The organism is Salinimicrobium oceani, assembly GCF_012037645.1.
In genome coordinates this window covers 188,496-208,700 of record NZ_JAAVJR010000001.1, presented here as the reverse complement: position 1 = coordinate 208,700, position 20,205 = coordinate 188,496, and the positions used below count along the sequence as shown (strand labels likewise).

Below are 20,205 nucleotides of genomic sequence, written 5' to 3'. Positions count from 1 at the left end.
TTTCCTGAAATATGAAACCAAAGATTGTTTTTGCCTCCCTTACAATCCTTGCGATTATTGTAAACATTGCAGGTATCATTAATGAAGATTTCTGGATGAGAAGAGGTGGAGAACTACTGTTTTTCCTCCCATTAACCTTCTATTACCTCAAAAGGGCGCCTCTCAAGAACCTCAATTTTCTATTGTTTGTTTCCCTTGCTGTTGCGGCGACTATTGTCACATGTTTTAAAAATCTCTGGTATTTTGAACAGGTGAAGCTGGGGTTGTGGCTGGTGAGTTACATATTTCTTGCAAGAGAGGCTATTAAACACACAGAATATGAAAAGGGCAGCCGCTTCACTTCTCTATATTTCCTCGCCATAATAGCCATCTACGTCTACCTGTTATCCATTCATGTACTGGAAATTGAACCCAGCGTAAATAATAGCTTTACCTTTTCTCTGTACATTATCTATTATCTGAATATTCTGTTTCTGGCCATTGCTGCACTGGTATATTACCTCAATTCCTTTTCTAAGAAATCGGTATTCTTCATTTGCCTTACCCTTTCCTTCATATTTTCGGATGTACTTCGCGATATGGAGGTCTTTTATTTCAGGGATATGAGTGTTGAGGTGGTAGGTACGCTTATAAAATTCGCAGCTTTAAAATTAGTGTTCCTCTTTTATGTCACTCGCGAAAAGAAACTTCGGCTGCTCCATCTTGTGTAAGTAAATTCAGGTGCAACCCGTTTCTTGTGTTGTTATAATTCCTAATTTTGCGGGGTGAAAATTTCAGATATCAAGATTGCGTTAGCGCGCAAAAGATTGCAGGGTTATGCAGACCTGTCGGCTGCTGATTCAAAAAGGGGAAAAATAGCTGTTCTTCTGGAGCCAGGTGATGAAAATGCTATTACCACATTCCAACGCTTTCAGGAGGAACTCGATCTTCAGGAGGGCGATCTGGAAATTATCATCTGCCACAAAAGAGGTCCCAAAAATGACATTTTTGAGCAGCCATTTATTTCATTGAAAGATTTCAGCTGGAACGGTGCTTGGAGTGAAACGTCTTCAGCTTTTCTGACTGCCAATTACGACGTGCTTATATCTTTTACTTCCGCTAAAAATAAAATGGCCGATTTTCTCGTTTCTGTCATGCGGGCACGGCTGAAGGTAGGTCGAAAAACGCAAGATAAAAATGGCATTTTTGACCTGAATATTTCCGCAGAGCTTGATAAGCCTGAAGTTTTCACTGTAGAACTTAAGGAGTATTTGAAAATTTTAAAAACAACAGCATAATGAATAAATTTCATGGAACCGGGGTAGCATTGATCACTCCGTTCAAAAATGACCTTTCGGTAGACGTTAATGCACTAAGGAAGCTGGTGAATTTCCAGATCGAAAATGGCATCAATTACCTGGTAGTTCTTGGTACCACTGGTGAAAGCGCAACCCTTACAACAGAAGAGAAGCAACTGGTCATAGATACTGTGGTTTCAGAAAATAACGGGCGTATTCCTCTTGTTCTGGGTATTGGGGGTAATAATACTGCGCAAGTTGTGGAAGAGGTGAAGCATACAAATCTTGAAGCCTTTGATGCAGTGCTTTCTGTATCTCCATATTACAACAAGCCTTCACAGGAAGGAATTTTTCAGCATTATAAGGCCGTAGCAGCGGCATCGCCAAAGCCTATAATCATGTACAATGTTCCCGGAAGAACCGGTTCCAACATGTTGCCCGAAACTGTGAAGCGATTGGCTCAAGTGGAAAATATCATAGGGATCAAAGAAGCAGCGGGAGATATGGTGCAGGCAATGAAGGTGATCGAGGCGGTGCCAGGAGATTTTTTGGTAATATCTGGTGATGATATGATCACCCTTCCTATGGTGCTTGCGGGAGGACACGGGGTGATCTCCGTAATTGCACAGGGTCTTCCGGCTGAGTTCTCAAAAATGGTAAAATTAGGCCTTGACCGGGAAGTAGACGCGGCTTACAAGTTACACTACAAGATCGCTCCTTCAATAGATCTCATTTTTGCTGAAGGGAATCCAGTTGGAATAAAAGCACTTCTTAAGAAGAAGGATATCGTTGAGAACAATCTTCGTTTACCGTTGGTTTCTTCAACTGAAAGTCTTGCTCAAAAGATCGATGCTTTTATAGATAATTTTTAGTCACTACGCTGTAGCAGACCTTTATTTTCAGCGGAAATCCGGCTGAAACTAAAGTTTTTATAATAAGGTAGAAAAGAGTATTTTTGCCAGATGTTAAAATTCGGAATGAAGAAAATAATCTTATTTTTAAGTATAGTTTTTCTCTTTACTTCTTGTGGAGAATATCAAAAGGTGCTGAAAAGCAAAGACACAAGCCTTAAATATTCAACTGCCGAGAAGCTTTACAATGAAGCCGCAGAAGAAAATAGCAGGAGAAAGTACCGAAAAGCGCTAAGGCTTTTCGAACAACTGGTTCCGGAATATCGCGGCAAACCTCAGGGCCAGAAATTAATGTTTCTGTTTGCTGACACTTACTATCAGTTAAATGATTATTACCTCGCCGGATACCAGTTTGAACGGTTTGTAGAAACCTATCCCGAAAGTGAAAAACTTGAAGAGGCAGCCTATAAAGGAGCTAAAAGTTATTACTTCCTTTCCCCGCCATATTATTTAGACCAGTCAGAAACTGACAAGGCCATAGGGGAACTGCAGGAATTCATTAACAGGTTTCCTGAAAGCACGCACATGGATGAAGCCAATGATTTGGTCACAGAACTACGTGTAAAGCTTGAAAAGAAAGCCTATGAGATTGCAAAGCAGTATCATCATACAGAAAGTTACATTGCTGCTATGACTGCTTTTGATAATTTTATTTCTGAATATCCAGGATCTCCTTTTAGAGAAAAAGCTTTTTATTACAGATTTGAATCGGCTTATATTTATGCCGTCAACAGTTATGCCTATGCCATGCCCGAGAGGTTAGCCAGGGCGCGTGATTATTACGAAGATTACAAGAGATATTATCCTGAAGGTGAATTTATTGGCCTTGCTGAGGCAGCCATTAAGGATATCGAACAAAAAGAACAACAATTATAATTTTAGACGACGAGAATATGATAGATCTAAAGAAGACAGATGCTCCAATAAACACTACGACTCTTGACAAGAACAAGATCGATGCTTCTACAAATAATATTTATGAAGCGATCTCAATAGTTGCCAAAAGGGCGACCCAGATCAACTCAGAGATCAAAAAGGAACTTCTTGAGAAGCTGGATGAATTCGCTACTTATAATGATAGTTTAGATGAGATCTTCGAAAACAAGGAGCAAATTGAAGTTTCCAAATTTTACGAAAAATTACCTAAGCCACATGCTTTAGCTGTTCAGGAATGGCTTGATGGGAAAATTTATCATCGCAACACTAAAAGCGAAGAATAATTTCATATGTCTGTATTAAGCGGCAAAAAAATACTTCTCGGCGTTACCGCGGGTATTGCCGCTTATAAAACAGCATTTTTAGTACGGCTTTTGATAAAGGCCGGGGCAGAGGTAAAGGTGGTGATGACCCCCGCTGCCAAAGAATTTGTTACTCCGCTCACACTTTCCACACTTTCCAAGAACGAAGTGATCTCCTCTTTTACAAAAGAGGAAGACCATAAAAAGCAATGGAATAATCATGTGGAGTTAGGTCTTTGGGCCGATCTTTTACTTATTGCTCCTGTAACGGCAAATACGCTTTCCAAGATGGCCACAGGAAACAGCGATAACTTCCTGCTTGCAACCTACCTTTCTGCAAAATGTCCTGTTTTTTTCGCACCAGCGATGGATCTTGATATGTACAGGCATCCTTCTACCAAAGAAAATTTTGAAAAGCTGCAATCTTTTGGGAATGTCATGATCCCCGCAACCTCTGGGGAGCTTGCCAGCGGACTATCTGGGGAAGGGCGAATGGCAGAACCTGAGGATATTCTTCATTTTATTGAGGAACATTTATCTTCAAATCTTCCGCTAAGAAAGAAAAAGGTATTAATTACCGCCGGGCCTACATACGAAGCTATTGATCCCGTACGTTTTATAGGAAACCACTCCAGCGGCAAAATGGGCTATGAACTTGCTGCTGCTGCTCATGCTGCGGGTGCTGAAGTTATTCTGATCTCGGGCCCTACTCATTTGCAAAACCCGAATGAAGATATCAAATTGATAAGGGTGCAGAGTGCAATGGAGATGTTTGAGGCCACTACAAAGTATTTTTCTGAAGTTGATGTTGCTATCGCTTCGGCTGCAGTTTCAGATTATCGACCAAGAATTTCAGCCACACAAAAGATCAAGAAATCTTCGGAGATCATGGAGCTGGAACTGGTAAAAAATCCCGATATTTTGGCTACTTTAGGAAGTGCTAGAAAGAATCAGGTCTTAGTGGGATTTGCGTTGGAAACTGAAAATGAAGAAGAAAATGCAGCCGGAAAACTGGAAAGGAAAAATCTCGATTTTATTGTTCTTAATTCCTTGAATGACCAGGGTGCCGGATTTAAATCTGAAACTAACAAGATCAAGATCCTGTTTCGTAATGGAACTTTAAAGGCCTTCGATCTAAAATCGAAGAAAGAAGTGGCTCAGGATATATTAACTGAAATAATTGGGTTACTCAATGCGTAAAATATTGACGGTTGTTTTGATGATATTTGGTGGGACAGCTGTCGCACAGGAGCTCAATTGCCAGGTAGTTATAAATGCCGAGCAAACGGGGCAGGCAAATGCTTCTGTGTTCAAAACCCTGGAAAATTCTCTAACAGAATTCATCAACCAAACCAGGTGGACCAGTCAGGAGTTTCTTCCGCAGGAGCGAATCAACTGTAGTATGTTCATCAATATTAACAGTTATGACGGCAATGATTTTACGGGAACCATTCAGGTGCAATCCTCCCGTCCCGTTTTTGGATCGACCATGGTAAGCCCGGTATTTAATTTTAATGACGAACAGCTCGCATTTTCTTATACCGAGTATCAGCCATTTAGTTACAGTCCTAACCAATACGAGTCCAATCTGGTTTCGATCATTAGTTTTTACGCTTACACCATCTTAGGACTTGATGCCGATACGTTTATTGAACAGGGTGGCACGGCACATTTTCAAACTGCAAATCAAATTGTGGGTACAGCCCAACAGGGGGCACATGGAGGATGGAAAGCTACAGATGGCAGTAGATCCAGATATCAATTGAATGCCGATTTGCTTTCCAACACCTATTCCGGATACCGCAATGCGCTTTATACCTATCATAGACAAGGGCTGGACGTAATGCACATGTCGCCAGTTGAAGGCAAGAAAGAGATCGCTGTCGCAATTGTTGATCTTCGAAGAATGCATAGTCGCAGGCCCAACTCCCTTCTTGTAAGAACATTTTTTGATGCCAAAGCAGATGAAGTGCAGCAGATCTTTAGTGGCGGCCCATCTGTAGACATTCGGGAAGTGGTAGATGCGCTCAATGCCATGGCTCCTACCCATTCAGAAAAGTGGGGGAATATTAGGTACTAAGTTCAGTATTCAGTATTCAGTGGTCGGTGATCAGTTTATAAAGAGCCAAGATTTAAGAGCCAGGAGTCAAAACATGGAGGGGTTCAAATCTGCGTAATCGGAGGGAAACCTTTGGCAGCACAATTCCCACAATAGAATTCTGAACCCTGAATTTTGAATTTTAAATCCTTTTGTAATTTGGTGCTTCGTCTTCGATTCTTTTAAATTTGTCGTGTGTTAATTGCTGATCGGCAATTATAAATTACTTTATCTTTAACGAAATTTTACAGGCTTTTGCTCACAAATCTCTCTATTAAGAATTACGCCCTCATCGAAGATATACAGATGGATCTTCGGAGTGGCTTTACAATAATTACAGGGGAAACCGGCGCAGGAAAATCCATTATGCTGGGTGCGCTTTCTTTATTGTTGGGCAAACGCGCCGATTTTAGTGCGATACGAAATGCAGAAAAGAAATGTGTCATTGAAGGCACTTTCAGCATTTCTTCATACAACCTGAAAGATCTTTTTGCTGAAGAAGATCTTGACTACGAACCGCAAACTATCATAAGGAGAGAAATACTTCCTTCTGGCAAGAGTCGGGCGTTTATAAATGATACTCCGGCGAATCTTTCTTCGCTGCAGGCGCTGGGGGAGAGACTGCTGGATATTCACAGTCAGCATGAGACCCTGAGCCTGGGAGATAATGACTATCAGTTTCTGGTGATCGACTCTTTGGCCGCAAATGAGGCCAGGCTGAAGGAATATCAAAAAGAGCTGCAGCAACTTAAAAGGCTTCAGAAAGAACTTCAGCAATTAAGAGAGGACCAGGCCCAGGCTACAAAAGAATATGACTACAACCTTTTTTTGCTTACCGAATTGCAACAGGCGAAACTCGAGCCGGGAATGCAGGAAGAGCTGGAGGAGCGCTATGAGGAGCTGAGCAATGTAGAGCAGCTTACCGAACAGCTGGGAGGTGCCATAAACAATATTCAGCAGGAGGAGATAGGCGCAGCCGCTTCCTTGAGAGAGGCAAAGAATAGTCTTCAGAAGATCTCCGGAATTTCCAATCAATATCATCAGCTGTTTGAGCGGCTGCAGAGCGTCAACATCGAACTTGACGATATCGCTTCGGAACTCGATTCGGCTTTAGATAAGGTGGAAGCGAATCCGGCGGAACTGGAGCAGGTGAACGCAAAGCTTCAGGTGCTGTATAACCTTCAGAAGAAACACGCAGTTGCAACTGTGGCGGAACTGAAGGAAATTCAGGAGGAGCTGGCGAAGAAAGTAGCAGTTTCAGAAAATGCCGATGAAGAAATAGCGCGTTCAGAAAAAGCCATTTTTGAGAAGAAAGAAGAGCTGCACAAAATAGCTTCAGAGATACATACCTCCAGAAAAAGCATTATTCCGAAGTTTATTCAGGAAGTGGAGACTATCCTCGACGACCTGGGAATGCCGAATGCGACATTGAAGATCGAGCTGGAGCAACAGAAGGAATTTTATGCAAACGGGCAGGATAAACTTACCTGGCTACTTGCTGCTAACAAAGGCGGAAGTTACAACGACATCAAAAAAGCGGCGTCGGGCGGGGAATTATCCAGAATAATGCTGGCCGTAAAAAGCATTTTAGCCACCTACAGTCAATTGCCGACAATAATTTTTGATGAGATCGACACCGGAGTTTCCGGAGATATTGCCCAAAAAATGGCCGGTATCCTTCAGAAAATGGGAAAAAACATGCAGGTTATTGTCATTACTCACCTTCCGCAGATCGCCGGAAAAGGGGACAGGCACTTCAAGATCTACAAGGAAGATGCAGCCCACAGCACGATAACGAATATCAAGGAATTGAAGGGGGAAGACAGAATTGAAGAGCTGGCCATGATGCTGGGCGGTAAAAACATTAGCGAATCTGCCGTGGCACACGCCAAAGCGCTTCTGAATTAAAAGATGTTTCTTATATTTACCCGCTTAACAACACTATAAAACCAAACCATGTCATATAATCTACTAAAAGGAAAAAAAGGGATCATTTTTGGAGCCCTTGATGAGAATTCTATTGCCTGGAAAACAGCTTTGAGAGTGCATGAAGAGGGAGGGCAATTCGTTCTTACCAACGCACCAATCGCCATGAGAATGGGGAGTATCAAGGAGCTTGCTGAAAAAACAAATGCAGAGATCATTCCTGCAGATGCGACCAGCGTTGAAGACCTTGACAACCTGGTAGAAAAAGCCATGGAGATCCTTGGTGGAAAACTAGATTTCGTGCTGCATTCTATCGGAATGTCTGTAAATGTGCGAAAAGGCAATCACTACACGAATCAGAATTATGATTTCACGACCAAAGGATGGGACGTTTCGGCGGTTTCTTTTCACAAGACCATGCAGAGCCTTTACAAGAAGGACGCTATGAATGAGTGGGGAAGCATTATGGCGCTTTCTTATATCGCAGCCCAAAAAGTTTTCCCGGACTATAACGATATGGCCGATAACAAGGCGTATTTGGAATCAATTGCCCGCAGTTTCGGGTATTTCTTCGGAAAAGAGAAAAAGGTAAGAGTAAATACCATTTCCCAGTCCCCAACGCCTACTACTGCAGGTACGGGTGTGAAAGGTTTTGACGGCTTCATTGCATATGCAGAAGAGATGTCACCACTAGGAAATGCAACCGGAATGGATTGTGCCAACTACATTGTCACTCTGTTCTCGGACCTTACGAAAAGAGTAACTCTGCAAAATCTGTACAACGACGGCGGCTTCTCCAACATGGGAGTGAGTCAGCAGGTGATGGAAGCTTTTGTTAAGAGCAAAGGAGAGTAAGCTAGTTCATTATCTATAGGTAAGGGGTCTCAAAAATGCCATTTTTGAGACCCCTTGTTTTTTGGGTCTTGTCCCAAATTCTTTAATACATTTGCGCTATGGAGCTCTCTTTTTCATTTATTATTCCCGTTTACAACCGCCCGGCGGAAATAAGGGAGCTGCTTGAAAGTATGTTGCATCTCAATTACGATAAGCCATTTGAGGTGGTGATCGTGGAAGATGGTTCTACAATTTCTTCGGAAGAAGTGGTAAGGGAGTTTGAAGAGCGCCTGAAGATCAGCTATTTTAAAAAGCTGAATTCCGGACCCGGTGATTCCCGTAACTTTGGAATGAGAAAGGCTGCCGGAAATTACTTTTTGATCCTGGATTCAGATGTTATTTTGCCGCCTCAGTATTTAGCTGAAGTAGAGGAGGAGCTCAACAAGGATTTTGTCCATTGCTTCGGAGGTCCCGATGCTGCTCATGAAGATTTCAGTGACCTGCAAAAGGCGATCAACTACGCTATGACCTCTTTCCTCACCACCGGCGGAATTCGAGGCGGAAAGAAAATGCTGGGGAAATTCCAGCCGAGGAGTTTTAATATGGGACTTTCAAAAGAAGCTTTTGAGGCAAGCGGTGGCTTCGGAAGAATTCACCCAGGCGAAGATCCCGATCTTGCACTAAGGCTTCAAAAAGGGCATTTTACGACCCGCTTATTTCCTGAAGCTTTTGTCTTTCATAAGCGCCGGATCGACTGGAACAAGTTCTATCAACAAGTGAAGAAATTCGGCCTGGTGAGGCCTATTCTTAATAAATGGCATCCGGAATCAGCCAAAATTACCTACTGGTTTCCCACGCTCTTTAGCTTTGGAATAATAACAGCTGTTGTTTTTGTCATTTTTGGGTGGTATTGGTTATTAATAGGCTATGCACTCTATTTGATTCTTCTCTTTTTCCATTCCTGGCACCTTAACGGAAGCCTGAAAATTGCTTTTTTGACGCTGGTTGCGGCGATGCTTCAGTTTTTTGGGTATGGGTTTGGTTTCTGTAAGTCAACCTGCTATCTTAGGTTCCTGAACGCCCCACCGGAAGAAATTTTTCCGGAGCTATTTTTTAAAAATGCTCAAAAGAATTAAGTCAGGTACAAGAACCAGGTTTAAAAAGACAGATTTTAATTCCTTTCTGTTTTTTCTGCTTTTCGCCATAGTCATATGGGTCTTTGTACAATTTTCAAAGCAGTATAACGAGATCCTCCAGATTCCTGTAGTTTATATCAATGTGCCACCAGATAAGCTTCTGAAGGAGGACAACCCGACAACTGTTGAACTTCGCATGCAGGAAAATGGATTTAGAATTGCCTGGTTCTCTCTTTTTCCGCCAACTCTGGAGATCAATGTCACAAATGCAGATGAAGAAAATGGACGGTTGGTATATCTATTTGATGAACACAGAGCAGAAATTCTTAATCAGCTCAATATAGACTTTGAAGATAGCAATTTCATTAGGGAAGGTGTAGTCATAGGTTTTGAACAAAAGCAGGAGAAGAAATTACCGGTGATTCCGCGAATCGATATTGAATTTGCCGCAGGCTATTCTGCAATAGAAGATTTACGATTCACCCCAGATTCTGTAAGAGTAAGCGGTCCCGACAATATACTGGACACTCTTGCAGCACTTTATACCACCGCCGTTTCACTTACTAAGGTTAAAAATGACATTTCTGGCACTGTGCAGCTTGATACTTCGCAGCTGCCAAATGTTAGTTTTTACCAGAACAAGATCAAGTATAGCCTGGATGTGGAAAAATTCACAGAAGGCAAGGTGCAGGTGCCCATTGAGCTCACCAATGTACCAGCAGGACTTAATGTGGTGATCTTTCCAAAAGAGACAGTTTTGTTTTTTCAGGTGAATCTAAAGGACTTCAGTAAAGTGACTGCTTCAGATTTTCGGGTGGTGGCAAACTTCAAGAGCGTAAAGGAGAACCAGGATTTCATCATTCCCGAGGTGGTTCAGAAGCCAGAATTCACTTCCAATATTCGGCTGAATGAAAAAAGGATCCAGTTTATTATCAAGAAATGAAAACACTGGGGTTGACCGGGGGCATTGGTAGTGGAAAAACTACAGTAGCGAATTTCTTCAAAGAGCTGGGGGTGCCAGTTTTCATAGCAGATCTTGAAGCCAGAAAGATCATGGAAGAGGATGTAGAGGTGCAGGAGAAAATAAAAAGACTACTGGGCGATGAGGCCTATTCCAATGGACATCCCAATCGTAAATTTATTGCCTCCCAGGTTTTTCCAGACAAGAATAAACTGGAGCGGTTAAATGACATCATCCATCCGGCAGTGGCGCAATATTTTGAGCGCTGGAAACATGAGCAGGATGCAGAATATGTCGTTTATGAAGCAGCTATATTATTCGAAAAAGGAGGCTACAAAAAATGTGATTTCAATCTTCTCATCACCGCACCACTTTCAGAAAAAATAAAAAGAGTCCAGATGAGAGATCGGTCTTCACCCGAAGAAATCGAAGCGAGAATGAATCATCAATGGACAGATGAAAGAAAAGCGGAATTGGCAGATTTCGTGATTGAAAATCTTGACCTCACCAGGACACGTGCGGCGGTACTCAAACTACATGAAACCCTCCTTAAGAGCGCGTAAATACTGAGTTTCTTTTGTTAACATTTGGTTAAATGGTTATTTGGCTAAATGTTAAAATCATACTTTTGAAAATATGAACAAAAAGATATTTTTTCTTTTGGTGGTTCTCATGAGCCTCTCTTTAATAGGAATAATATTCGTTCAGGGATTTTGGATAAAGAACACGGTTGAGAGCAAGGAAGAGCAATTTTCTTTCAATGCAAAACAGATACTGCGAAGGGTTGCCAGGGAAATAGAAAATAATGAGCTGGAGAATTATTATTTCGCAATGCAGGATTTAGTGGACAGTTTAGGCGTAGAGCCAAACAGTGCTATGATGAGCGAAATTTTCCAGGTACAGCGGGATGAATTTTCTGAAGACGTTTATGTCTATTCGCAGGGAGTGCTGGAGGAGGATTATAAATTATCGGCTGCTTTTCTGGATGCTTCGTTAGACACGATACAGTTTGAAAAGCTCATAAATGATAAAGTGTCCACGCTGGTGAAGAATGATAGCCTTAACAAAGATGCGCTGGCCACCTCAAGCAGGATCAACCGCATTTTCCGGATGAAGGATGTGGAGAAGGAATTTATCCGTTCTACTGTGAATGAATATACAAGTAAGAAACCCATACATGAACGAGTTTCTAATACATACCTGGAGGAATTGATCCAGAATGAGCTACAAAACAGAGGGATGAATACCTCTTTTGAGTATGGGATCTATGGGAATGGCCTGGCCACAAAAGTGCGGTCAGAAAATTTTGAGTTGGATGCCAAGACAACTTACAGGGTGCCACTATTTGGAGCGGGAAACAATACAAACAATTATCAGTTGTTCGTGAATTTCACCGAAAAGAAACAGGTAGTATTATCGTCCATTACGCTAATGGCCGCATTGTCCATCATTTTCACCCTTATCATTGTGATCGCATATTCAAGTGCGCTTTCACAACTTATTAGGCAACGACAGATCTCTGAGATCAAAACAGATTTCATCAACAACATGACGCATGAGTTCAAGACTCCTATTGCAACCATTAATCTGGCTTTAGATGCGATCAAAAATCCGAAGGTGAGCAGTGATCCTGAGAAGGTGGCCCATTACCATAGAATGATTCGGGATGAGAACAAAAGGATGCATGCTCAGGTCGAGAATGTCTTGAGAATTTCACGCCTGGAGAAAAATGAATTAGATCTCAAGAAGGAGAGGCTTGACCTTCATGAATTGATCGAAGAGGCTATTACTCATGTCGAATTGATCGTAGAAGACAGGCAGGGTTATGTGATGACGCATTTTGGCGCCTTGAAATCTTCGATCCTGGCCAACAGTGCACATTTTACTAACGTTGTAGTGAATATTCTTGACAATGCCATTAAATATTCACCAGAGGATCCAAGGATAGATATCTATACCGAGAACGTTAGGAACTATATTGTAATGAAAATCAGAGACCAGGGAAGCGGAATGAGCAAACCTGTTCAGAAGAAAATATTTGAAAAATTTTATCGCGAGCACACAGGTGATATTCACAACGTCAAAGGCCACGGCCTGGGTCTTGCCTACGCAAAGCGAATCCTCGATGACCACCACGGACAAATTAGCGTGGAGAGTGAGAAAGGAAAAGGAAGTACATTTATAATTAAACTACCACTAATATCTTAATTTATGGAAACTGAAAATAAGAAGATTTTACTAGTTGAAGACGATCCGAACTTCGGAACGGTATTAAAAGATTACCTGGCTATGAATGACTATGAGGTCACTCATGCTAAAAATGGAATGGAAGGATTTGAAAAGTTCAAAAAGGACGATTTCGATCTTTGTATTCTCGATGTAATGATGCCTTATAAAGATGGTTTTACTCTTGCTAAGGAAATTAGAGAGAAGAACGAGGAAATTCCAATTATCTTTCTAACGGCTAAGGCTATGAAAGAGGATGTTCTAAAAGGATACAAAGTAGGGGCAGACGATTACCTTAACAAACCTTTTGACAGCGAAGTACTGCTCATGAAGATCAAAGCTATCATGCAGCGCAAGGCTACAGACAGCGTGGCCGACAGTAAGCAGTTTGAATTCCAGATTGGAGATTTCCACCTGAATTCAAAACTTCGTTTCCTGACCTTTAGAGATGAAGAACCTTCAAAATTATCTCCCAAGGAAAACGAGCTACTTCGACTTCTCGCCTTACATGAAAATGATCTTATGCCAAGGGAATTGGCCCTGACGAAGATTTGGAGAGATGATAACTATTTCACCTCCCGTAGTATGGATGTTTACATTGCCAAGTTGCGTAAGTACCTTAAAAAGGACGAAAACGTGGAAATTTTAAATATTCACGGGGAAGGCTTCAGGCTTGTAATTAGAAACAAGGAGGAAGCTCAAAGTTAGACATACGATTTTCAGTTTCTAATACCACAACATTACCACAGGACCTCCTGTGGTAATGTTGGGTATTTGTATGTTAACAATAAGTTTTCGGGGTCTTCGTTTTACTTACTTATATTTGCCGTGTAACCCGCACTAAATGAGGAGACTCCGCCCTATCCAAAAATGTCATTCTACTGCCGTATTCCTGCGGCATTTTTTTGGTTGGAGAATTTCCACTTTAAAGAAATTGCGTGTTGCAATATTATTTCTTGTTGTTACAAATCTTGGCGGATGGTCACTTCTGGGACAAGCTCCAGATTATACCCATGATCCTAACCAAACCAGGAATCTTGATGATTTTAGTATTACAGTCGCAGATGCACTGAATCCTCAGGCTAAAATCAACCGTTTAATAATTGCCGTAGATGTTGCTCCTTCCGGCGAAATCTTTGTCCTGACTTTTGGTAGTGGGATAAAAAAGGTGGGGCCTAGCGGAGGACTGATAAATTTTATTCCCAATCAAAGTGACAGGCTCAGCAACGCCCTTGATTTCGCTATTAATAGTGAAGGGAAATTCTTTGTGGCAACTAATGAAAGCAACCGGCGATTTATCCGGGTTTATTCTCCTCAGGGTGTATATCTTCCTGGTGAGACATTAGGAAATGGAGACTACGGTACTGGCCCAGATGAATTTAAAGGCCCATCGGGTTTGACTTTTGATAACAATGACAACCTTTATGTTGCCGATCATTATCTAGGTGATGCAAACCCTCCTCCTTCCAGGCCCAGTGCAATAAAGATCTATAAAAAAGACGCTGCAGGAAATTATAAGAACAATCTTGTAAAGGAGTTTGATAATGTAAATGGAGAAATTCTGAATTTCCCTTACAGAATAGCGATAAATAGCACTGGAGAGCTGTACATGTCTGAATTAGGCCAGGATGATAAGGCAGAAGTAAAAATTATTGACTTCGATTCAAATTTTAATCCGTTAGGAATAAGAAATGGGCCTTCTGCTAATTTGGGAGCTCCAGGAAGCATAATCATTGACAAGTATGATTACATTTTGGTAGCGGACTTTGGAAATGAGATCGACTTGCCAAGACTGCTAGCAGCTACTGATGATCTTAATGAATTTTATGCTGTTTTTGAAATTATCAAAAATGGGATAAAGAACAATGTTTTCAATATAAATTTCTATAATCCAGATAATACTTTTAGATCCAAAATAACCTCTGAAATTGATTTTCCTATAGATTTTTCAATTTCTTCTTGCGGGAATCTCTTCGTAAATAATGCAATCTTCGACGGTGATGTGTCAAGATATTGTCTTCCCTTCCTCGGTTGTACAAATGTTCCTGATTTCGACCTTGACTTCGACCTGGAAGTGTATGAAAGGTCTGCCGGATATGACACTGAAGCTCCAGTCCTGGTTACCTGTCTTAACGACTCTGAGGAAGAATTAGTCAACGGTAATCATTCTGTGAAAAATTACACTGATCTTGTACAGTTCACAGACAACTGCGATGATGATCTTGAAATAGTTCAAGATCCACCACCGAACACCTTGATAACTGAGACGACTACAATTACAATTTTTGCAGTCGATGATTCTGGAAATGAGTCAGATAAATGTACTTTTCAGGTAGTCATAAAAGAAACTCCAGATACCACAAAACCCGTTTTTTCTGATTGTTCTGCAAGTAGTAAGACCGTGGTAAATGATCCAGGCACTTGTGGTGCTTTAGTGAACTATACTATTCCTCAAGCTACTGATGAGTCAGGAGTAGCTCCGGAGATCAAACTTACTACTGGTCCCGCACCGGGTGAATTTTTCGCTGTTGGCTCTACGTCTGTAACTTATACAGCTACAGACGGTTCTGGTAATACTGCTGAATGTAGTTTCACTATTACTGTTACAGACAATGAGGTACCCACCATTACCTGCCCGCCCAACATTACAGAAACAGCAGCGATAGGAGAAACAACAAAGGTTGTGACTTACACCCTGCCAAGCTTTGGTGATAACTGCCCGGGCTCAACGATGCAGCAGACATTGGGATTGCCATCTGGAAGTGAATTTCCGGTAGGGGAGACTATCACGAATACCTTTGTTGTTACAGATGCCGCAGATAATATATTCACCTGTAGCTTTACAGTAACAATTGAGGAGTCTGTTGATGAGGAAGATCCTGTCATCTCCTGTCCACAGCCTATAATTTCCTTAACCGAAGAGGGAGCCTGTGGTGCTGTAATAGATTATCAGTTTCCATCGGCCAGCGACAACAGTGGAACTGCAGTTATTACAAAACTAAGTGGCCCTGAAACGGGAGATTTTTTAACTGTGGGAGTATATAATGTAGTCTTTGAAGCACGAGATGCTGCTCAAAATACAAGTACGTGTACGCTTGAAATCACGGTTAAGGATGAAGAGCCGCCGGTATTTACGACCTGTCCTTCAAACACAGTTCAATATGTTTCGGCTGAAAACGGGGTTTATAGAATACCAAACCTCTTACCCATGGTGGAGGCCACGGACAATTGTAGTTCTGAAATTGAATATAGTCAGTCATTACCCCAGGGTTCAGAAATAACCGCAGATACAGAGGTGCTTATCACGGCATCTGACGAATACGGCAACAGCTCTGAAGCCTGTGCTGTACAGTTGGTACTTCAAAAAGAGGAGGCACCTTCTTTTCAATGTGCCTCTGCAAATGGAATTAGCCAGCAACTGGATGAAGACTGCAACTATAGCTCTAATGATTATGGTTACCTCATTATAGATCGTAAGAATTTTGTAAATGGAATTTACACAGAACAGAGTGAGGAAAGACTTGGAAATACCCTGAAGATAAACATACAGGTCTATCATGGCCTTGATAAAAGTGGGGATCTCATTGGTACATGTAATTTTGAAATTCCGCTTCTTGATAATTCAAAACCTCAGTTTACCTCTTGCGATGAAAGCCCGGTGAATATCAGTTTATCTTCGGGAGAAAGTTTTTCGCTCCCCAATTATGTAGATCGGGTTTCATATTCAGATAACTGCGGGGAAGTAACAATTTCGCAGGTGCCCGCTGCAGGTACAGAAATTACTCAGAGCACCAATGTGTTCTTTCAGCTGGTAGATGCTTCGGGAAACACGGCAGAATCCTGTTCTTTTCCGGTAGTGATAACTCCCTCAGGAAGTAGTATCTCCTGTAAGACAACAGATCTTTTTCTTAAGGCTTCCGGCGAAAATACTCTTGATCCTAAAGAGCTTTTTAACGGGGATGTAAATGACCCTTTAATTGAAGATTTCACTGTAGATCGGCAGTTCTTTACCTGTGAAGATCTGGGACGGCAGGAGGTGACTCTTTCAGTACACTTTAAGGATGGTAGCATCGAGGAATGTGAAACAGAAATTCTTGTTCGCGATGCCATTGCTCCTGAAATTTTCTGCGTGCCCCCTGGGAAATCCTATACGCTCAAAGACGGATCTGTAAGCGTAGATGTGGAGGACCTGATTGAAAATATTGATGATAATTGCGGATTAAAAAATTACCGTCTTGCACAAAATACATTTACAACTACCGGCACAAAGAATATCACGATTATTGCCGAAGATACTTCAGGGAATCTTAGTGAATGTACCACAACGATAGTAGTCGTCGATGATGCTTCCAATCCTGCCTCTTGCAAGCCTGCAATTGTCTATCTGGATGCCAGTGGCAATGCGACCCTGGAGCCTCATGAGATCTATGACGGTGATGCAAACGACTCTGCCATTGATAATTTATCTATCAACAGGAATAGCTTTTCGTGTGAGGATCTTTCGGCTCCGGTACCAGTAGATCTTACGATCAATTATACAAATGGAACTACAGCCTCTTGTACGGCTATGGTGACTGTTAAGGATGATCTCGCCCCTGTAATCTCCTGCGTTTCAGAATTTACAATTTATCTCAATGAACAAGGCTTCGGAAAATTATCCGCAGAAATTCTGGATGATGGATCTGCAGATAATTGTGGCAGTGTAAGTAAGAGCCTTAGCAAAGCCGATTTTACCACTGAAGATATTGGAGTTCAACAAGTTATTCTCACCGTAACCGACAGTTCAGGAAATACTGCTACTTGTGAAACCGCGGTTACTGTAGTGGCTTTTGAAGAAGAAACTGGAGTGACCTGTCCCGAAGATATTACAGTTTCTCTACGTAATGATGGGGAATATGAACTTAACCTCAGATATTCGGGAGAAGCAGACAATATAGAGATAGAGGTAAGCAAGCAATTTTTTACCTGTGATGATATTGGAACCCAGGTGGTCACTGCGACCTATCTGGGAGAATATACGGGTAGCTGTGACATCAACGTAACGGTTATTGATGATTTGCCACCTGTAGCTCAATGCGTGCAGGAAATCACGTTAAGGCTAAATGCTTCGGGAACAGCAAATCTCACTGCCGAGCAACTGGATCTCAATTCTACAGATAACTGCGGAATTTCCTCCTATAGTCTTAGTAAATACAATTTTACTGAAGCCGATGCGGGGTTGCAACAGGTAGAGTTTATTGTTACAGATAATTCAGGAAACAGCAGCACCTGTCTGGTGGAAGTCAATGTGATTGCTAACAGCGAGGAGGTAGAGCCGGTGGAATGTGTGGATCGGATACTTTTGGAAATAGGTGAAAACGGAAGAGCAGTGCTTAATCCTCGTGACTTGTTCTCGGGTGGTTCGGGAACAGCCCAATACACTGTTAGTAAAGACAGCTTTACATGCAATGAGCTTGGTGAAAACGTTATAACTTTTAATTATTCTACACCCAATGAAGAGGGTTCCTGCGAGATCACGGTAGTTGTTGAAGATCCAAATAACCATTGTGAAACGCCAGCAGAGCCTGCAGGAGATTATATTATACTTTATCCAAATCCCAGTGCGGGACTCGTTCGCTTTCAAACCTCCCCCAGCTTAGAGATTCAAAAAGTTGAGGTTTTCGATATGAGAGGCCGGTTCCTCTTTGAAGAGCAATACGAGGGAGAAACGATCTTTGACAACAAGCTGGATCTAAGAGCATACCAGTCGGGAGTCTATTCCATCCTGATCTTTACCAATAAAAAACAATTTTTGAAGAGAGCGATCATCAGGAACGATTGATCTCTTTATCTAAAAAAGTAAGGATCTCTCCGGCGGAAGTGGAATGGTCAAACCAGTTGATCTTATCATTCTTTCTGAACCAGGTGAACTGTCTTTTCGCGAAGCGCCGTGTATTCTTTTTTATTTCTGCAACTGCGGTTTCTAGGCTCCAGTCGCCTTCCAGATACCTGAAGAGTTCTTTATATCCCACAGTGTTGAGTGCATTGAGCTCTTTTTGTGGTTCCAGTGCCTTTACTTCAGCTAATAAACCCTGCTCCATCATTAGGTCAACCCGCTTATTTATTCTGTCGTAAACGACCTCTCTATCGGCAGATAGTCCGATATACAGGGCTTCAAAAAAGCGATTTTTGACACCTTTCTTTCTGAAGCTCGAATAAGGAAGACCTGTGGATCTGCAAATTTCGAGAGCTCGTATTAACCTTTGCGGATTGTGCAGATCAACTTCGGAATAATACTCCGGATCCTTTTCCTTCAGCTCTGCCTGAAGGAATTCAATTCCATTTGTTTCCCATTGTTCCTTCAGTAATTCCCTTTCAGATGAAGGTACTTCAGGAAATTCGTCCAGTCCGTTGATCACTGCATCTACAAACAAACCGCTGCCTCCAACCATAACTACCACGTCATTTTCAGCAAAAAGATCTTTAAGCAGCTTCATAGCATCTCGTTCAAAATCTCCTACAGAATAGTCATTTTTGACAGGTATGTGCTGGATGAAATGATGTTTTACAGCAGCAAGTTCATTTTTAGAGGGAACTGCAGTGCCAATTTCCATTTCCTGGTAAAATTGACGGGAATCGGCAGAGATGATCTCTGTATTATAATGCCTTGCAATTTCAATGGCAAGGGAAGTTTTTCCAATAGCTGTAGGGCCAACAACGGCGATCAGGTATTTTTTATTCATTTAAGAGATTTCCGCAGTTATGACAATATTCCGCTTTGTCGAGATGCTGGGATTCATTACAATGAGGACAAACCTGCGTATTTACATGGGTGTGTCTTGCTGATGACTTTGAAAATTCGGAAGTCACTATTCCCGTTGGTACGGCAATGATTCCGTAGCCAGTGATCATAATTACCGATGCAATGAACTGGCCCAGCGGCGTCACCGGATGGATATCGCCAAATCCTACCGTTGTAAGGGTAACAATACACCAGTAAATACCGGTGGGAATACTGGTATAGCCGTTCTCGGGGCCTTCCACCAGGTACATAACCGTTCCCATAATAACGCAAAGAATGATCACGGCGTACAAAAACACCAGGATCTTGGCCCGGCTGTTCCTCAAGGCAAGCAGGAGGCGTTGCGATTCTCCAATGTACCTCGTGATCTTAAGGACTCTGAAAATGCGCAGCAATCGTAGCGCCCTTACTGCAAAAAGCAGGTTGTGGCCACCACCAAGAATTGCAAGGTAGGTAGGAAGGGTAGAAAGCAGGTCTACTATGCCGTAAAAGCTAAAGATATAGCGGGAAGGCCTGTTGATCACAACGATCCTTAAAATATACTCTAAGGTAAAGATCGCAGTAATTATCCATTCTGCTGTATAGAACTCCCAGTAATAGCGCTCACTCATCCTGGGAATGCTTTCTAGCATTACCAGAACGATGCTCAGTACAATAACAATCAGCAAGCCAATGTCGAAAGCTTTACCTGCAGGAGTATCTGCTTCATAAATGATCTCATGAAGCTTTTTTTTCCAGGAAGGTATAGTTGAGTCGGCCACCGATATAGATTATCTCGTAAAAATAAAATTTTTCGGCAGATACACCTTTATTTCGA

Annotated in this window: 17 protein-coding genes; 15 read left to right on the top strand and 2 right to left on the bottom strand. The window is 41.9% G+C overall.

Going from position 1 to position 20,205, the window contains the following annotated elements; all coding sequences use genetic code 11:
• Window positions 1-11 precede the first annotated feature (11 nt).
• From HC175_RS00885 to HC175_RS00815, 15 genes are all read left to right on the top strand, one after another.
• Window positions 12-710: a hypothetical protein gene (locus tag HC175_RS00885; protein WP_168136633.1), complete on the top strand. Its 699-nt coding sequence runs from the start codon at window positions 12-14 to the stop codon at window positions 708-710.
• A gap of 54 nt (window positions 711-764) precedes the next feature.
• The gene (locus tag HC175_RS00880; RefSeq protein ID WP_168136632.1) at window positions 765-1,277 is read left to right on the top strand and encodes a DUF6913 domain-containing protein; all 513 of its coding nucleotides are present in this window, start codon (window positions 765-767) and stop codon (window positions 1,275-1,277) included.
• Window positions 1,277-2,149 carry a 4-hydroxy-tetrahydrodipicolinate synthase gene (dapA, locus tag HC175_RS00875; protein WP_168136631.1) on the top strand — a complete coding sequence of 291 codons (873 nt, stop codon included), beginning with the start codon at window positions 1,277-1,279 and terminating at the stop codon, window positions 2,147-2,149. The genes HC175_RS00880 and dapA overlap by 1 nt, the downstream gene beginning before the upstream one ends.
• 105 nt (window positions 2,150-2,254) lie before the next feature.
• On the top strand, window positions 2,255-3,064 hold the full coding sequence (locus HC175_RS00870; RefSeq protein ID WP_235942488.1) for an outer membrane protein assembly factor BamD: 810 nt from the start codon (window positions 2,255-2,257) through the stop codon (window positions 3,062-3,064).
• A 20-nt stretch (window positions 3,065-3,084) separates the two neighbouring features.
• Window positions 3,085-3,408: a DNA-directed RNA polymerase subunit omega gene (locus HC175_RS00865; protein ID WP_168137109.1), complete on the top strand. Its 324-nt coding sequence runs from the start codon at window positions 3,085-3,087 to the stop codon at window positions 3,406-3,408.
• 6 nt (window positions 3,409-3,414) lie between these two features.
• Window positions 3,415-4,626: a bifunctional phosphopantothenoylcysteine decarboxylase/phosphopantothenate--cysteine ligase CoaBC gene (coaBC, locus tag HC175_RS00860; RefSeq protein ID WP_168136629.1), complete on the top strand. Its 1,212-nt coding sequence runs from the start codon at window positions 3,415-3,417 to the stop codon at window positions 4,624-4,626.
• Entirely contained in the window at window positions 4,619-5,506 is an 888-nt protein-coding gene (porD, locus tag HC175_RS00855) for a type IX secretion system protein PorD (RefSeq protein WP_168136628.1), read from the top strand. Before coaBC ends, porD begins: the two co-directional genes overlap by 8 nt.
• 273 nt (window positions 5,507-5,779) lie before the next feature.
• A complete protein-coding gene (gene recN / locus HC175_RS00850; protein WP_168136627.1) occupies window positions 5,780-7,432 on the top strand; it encodes a DNA repair protein RecN in 1,653 nt (550 codons plus the stop codon).
• A gap of 48 nt (window positions 7,433-7,480) precedes the next feature.
• A complete protein-coding gene (locus HC175_RS00845) occupies window positions 7,481-8,305 on the top strand; it encodes an enoyl-ACP reductase FabI (protein WP_168136626.1) in 825 nt (274 codons plus the stop codon).
• 98 nt (window positions 8,306-8,403) lie between these two features.
• Window positions 8,404-9,420 (top strand): glycosyltransferase family 2 protein, encoded by a 1,017-nt coding sequence (locus HC175_RS00840; protein ID WP_168136625.1) that lies wholly within the window; start codon window positions 8,404-8,406, stop codon window positions 9,418-9,420.
• On the top strand, window positions 9,404-10,363 hold the full coding sequence (locus HC175_RS00835; RefSeq protein ID WP_168136624.1) for a CdaR family protein: 960 nt from the start codon (window positions 9,404-9,406) through the stop codon (window positions 10,361-10,363). The genes HC175_RS00840 and HC175_RS00835 overlap by 17 nt, the downstream gene beginning before the upstream one ends.
• Window positions 10,360-10,944, top strand: coding sequence for a dephospho-CoA kinase (coaE, locus tag HC175_RS00830; RefSeq protein ID WP_168136623.1), 585 nt, complete (start codon window positions 10,360-10,362; stop codon window positions 10,942-10,944). Before HC175_RS00835 ends, coaE begins: the two co-directional genes overlap by 4 nt.
• Window positions 10,945-11,017: 73 nt before the next feature.
• Complete coding sequence (locus HC175_RS00825; protein WP_168136622.1) at window positions 11,018-12,589, top strand: sensor histidine kinase; 1,572 nt, start codon at window positions 11,018-11,020, stop codon at window positions 12,587-12,589.
• 3 nt (window positions 12,590-12,592) lie between these two features.
• Entirely contained in the window at window positions 12,593-13,315 is a 723-nt protein-coding gene (locus tag HC175_RS00820; protein ID WP_029037458.1) for a response regulator transcription factor, read from the top strand.
• 136 nt (window positions 13,316-13,451) lie between these two features.
• Entirely contained in the window at window positions 13,452-18,428 is a 4,977-nt protein-coding gene (locus HC175_RS00815) for an HYR domain-containing protein (protein WP_168136621.1), read from the top strand.
• Here the strand turns inward: HC175_RS00815 and miaA are convergent.
• Window positions 18,415-19,329, bottom strand: coding sequence for a tRNA (adenosine(37)-N6)-dimethylallyltransferase MiaA (gene miaA, locus HC175_RS00810; protein ID WP_168136620.1), 915 nt, complete (start codon window positions 19,327-19,329; stop codon window positions 18,415-18,417). The genes HC175_RS00815 and miaA overlap by 14 nt on opposite strands.
• Complete coding sequence (locus HC175_RS00805; RefSeq protein WP_438865914.1) at window positions 19,322-20,155, bottom strand: ion transporter; 834 nt, start codon at window positions 20,153-20,155, stop codon at window positions 19,322-19,324. Before HC175_RS00805 ends, miaA begins: the two co-directional genes overlap by 8 nt.
• Window positions 20,156-20,205 lie beyond the last annotated feature (50 nt).

What these genes read in the sequence shown, in the direction of transcription:
- miaA (WP_168136620.1), bottom strand. Translation starts at nt 19,329, where the DNA reads ATGAATAAAAAATACCTGATCGCCGTTGTTGGCCCTACAGCTATTGGA.
- porD (WP_168136628.1), top strand. Translation starts at nt 4,619, where the DNA reads ATGCGTAAAATATTGACGGTTGTTTTGATGATATTTGGTGGGACAGCT.
- HC175_RS00820 (WP_029037458.1), top strand. Translation starts at nt 12,593, where the DNA reads ATGGAAACTGAAAATAAGAAGATTTTACTAGTTGAAGACGATCCGAAC.
- HC175_RS00870 (WP_235942488.1), top strand. Translation starts at nt 2,255, where the DNA reads ATGAAGAAAATAATCTTATTTTTAAGTATAGTTTTTCTCTTTACTTCT.
- dapA (WP_168136631.1), top strand. Translation starts at nt 1,277, where the DNA reads ATGAATAAATTTCATGGAACCGGGGTAGCATTGATCACTCCGTTCAAA.
- HC175_RS00840 (WP_168136625.1), top strand. Translation starts at nt 8,404, where the DNA reads ATGGAGCTCTCTTTTTCATTTATTATTCCCGTTTACAACCGCCCGGCG.
- HC175_RS00825 (WP_168136622.1), top strand. Translation starts at nt 11,018, where the DNA reads ATGAACAAAAAGATATTTTTTCTTTTGGTGGTTCTCATGAGCCTCTCT.
- HC175_RS00845 (WP_168136626.1), top strand. Translation starts at nt 7,481, where the DNA reads ATGTCATATAATCTACTAAAAGGAAAAAAAGGGATCATTTTTGGAGCC.
- HC175_RS00885 (WP_168136633.1), top strand. Translation starts at nt 12, where the DNA reads ATGAAACCAAAGATTGTTTTTGCCTCCCTTACAATCCTTGCGATTATT.
- coaBC (WP_168136629.1), top strand. Translation starts at nt 3,415, where the DNA reads ATGTCTGTATTAAGCGGCAAAAAAATACTTCTCGGCGTTACCGCGGGT.
- coaE (WP_168136623.1), top strand. Translation starts at nt 10,360, where the DNA reads ATGAAAACACTGGGGTTGACCGGGGGCATTGGTAGTGGAAAAACTACA.
- HC175_RS00815 (WP_168136621.1), top strand. Translation starts at nt 13,452, where the DNA reads ATGAGGAGACTCCGCCCTATCCAAAAATGTCATTCTACTGCCGTATTC.
- HC175_RS00835 (WP_168136624.1), top strand. Translation starts at nt 9,404, where the DNA reads ATGCTCAAAAGAATTAAGTCAGGTACAAGAACCAGGTTTAAAAAGACA.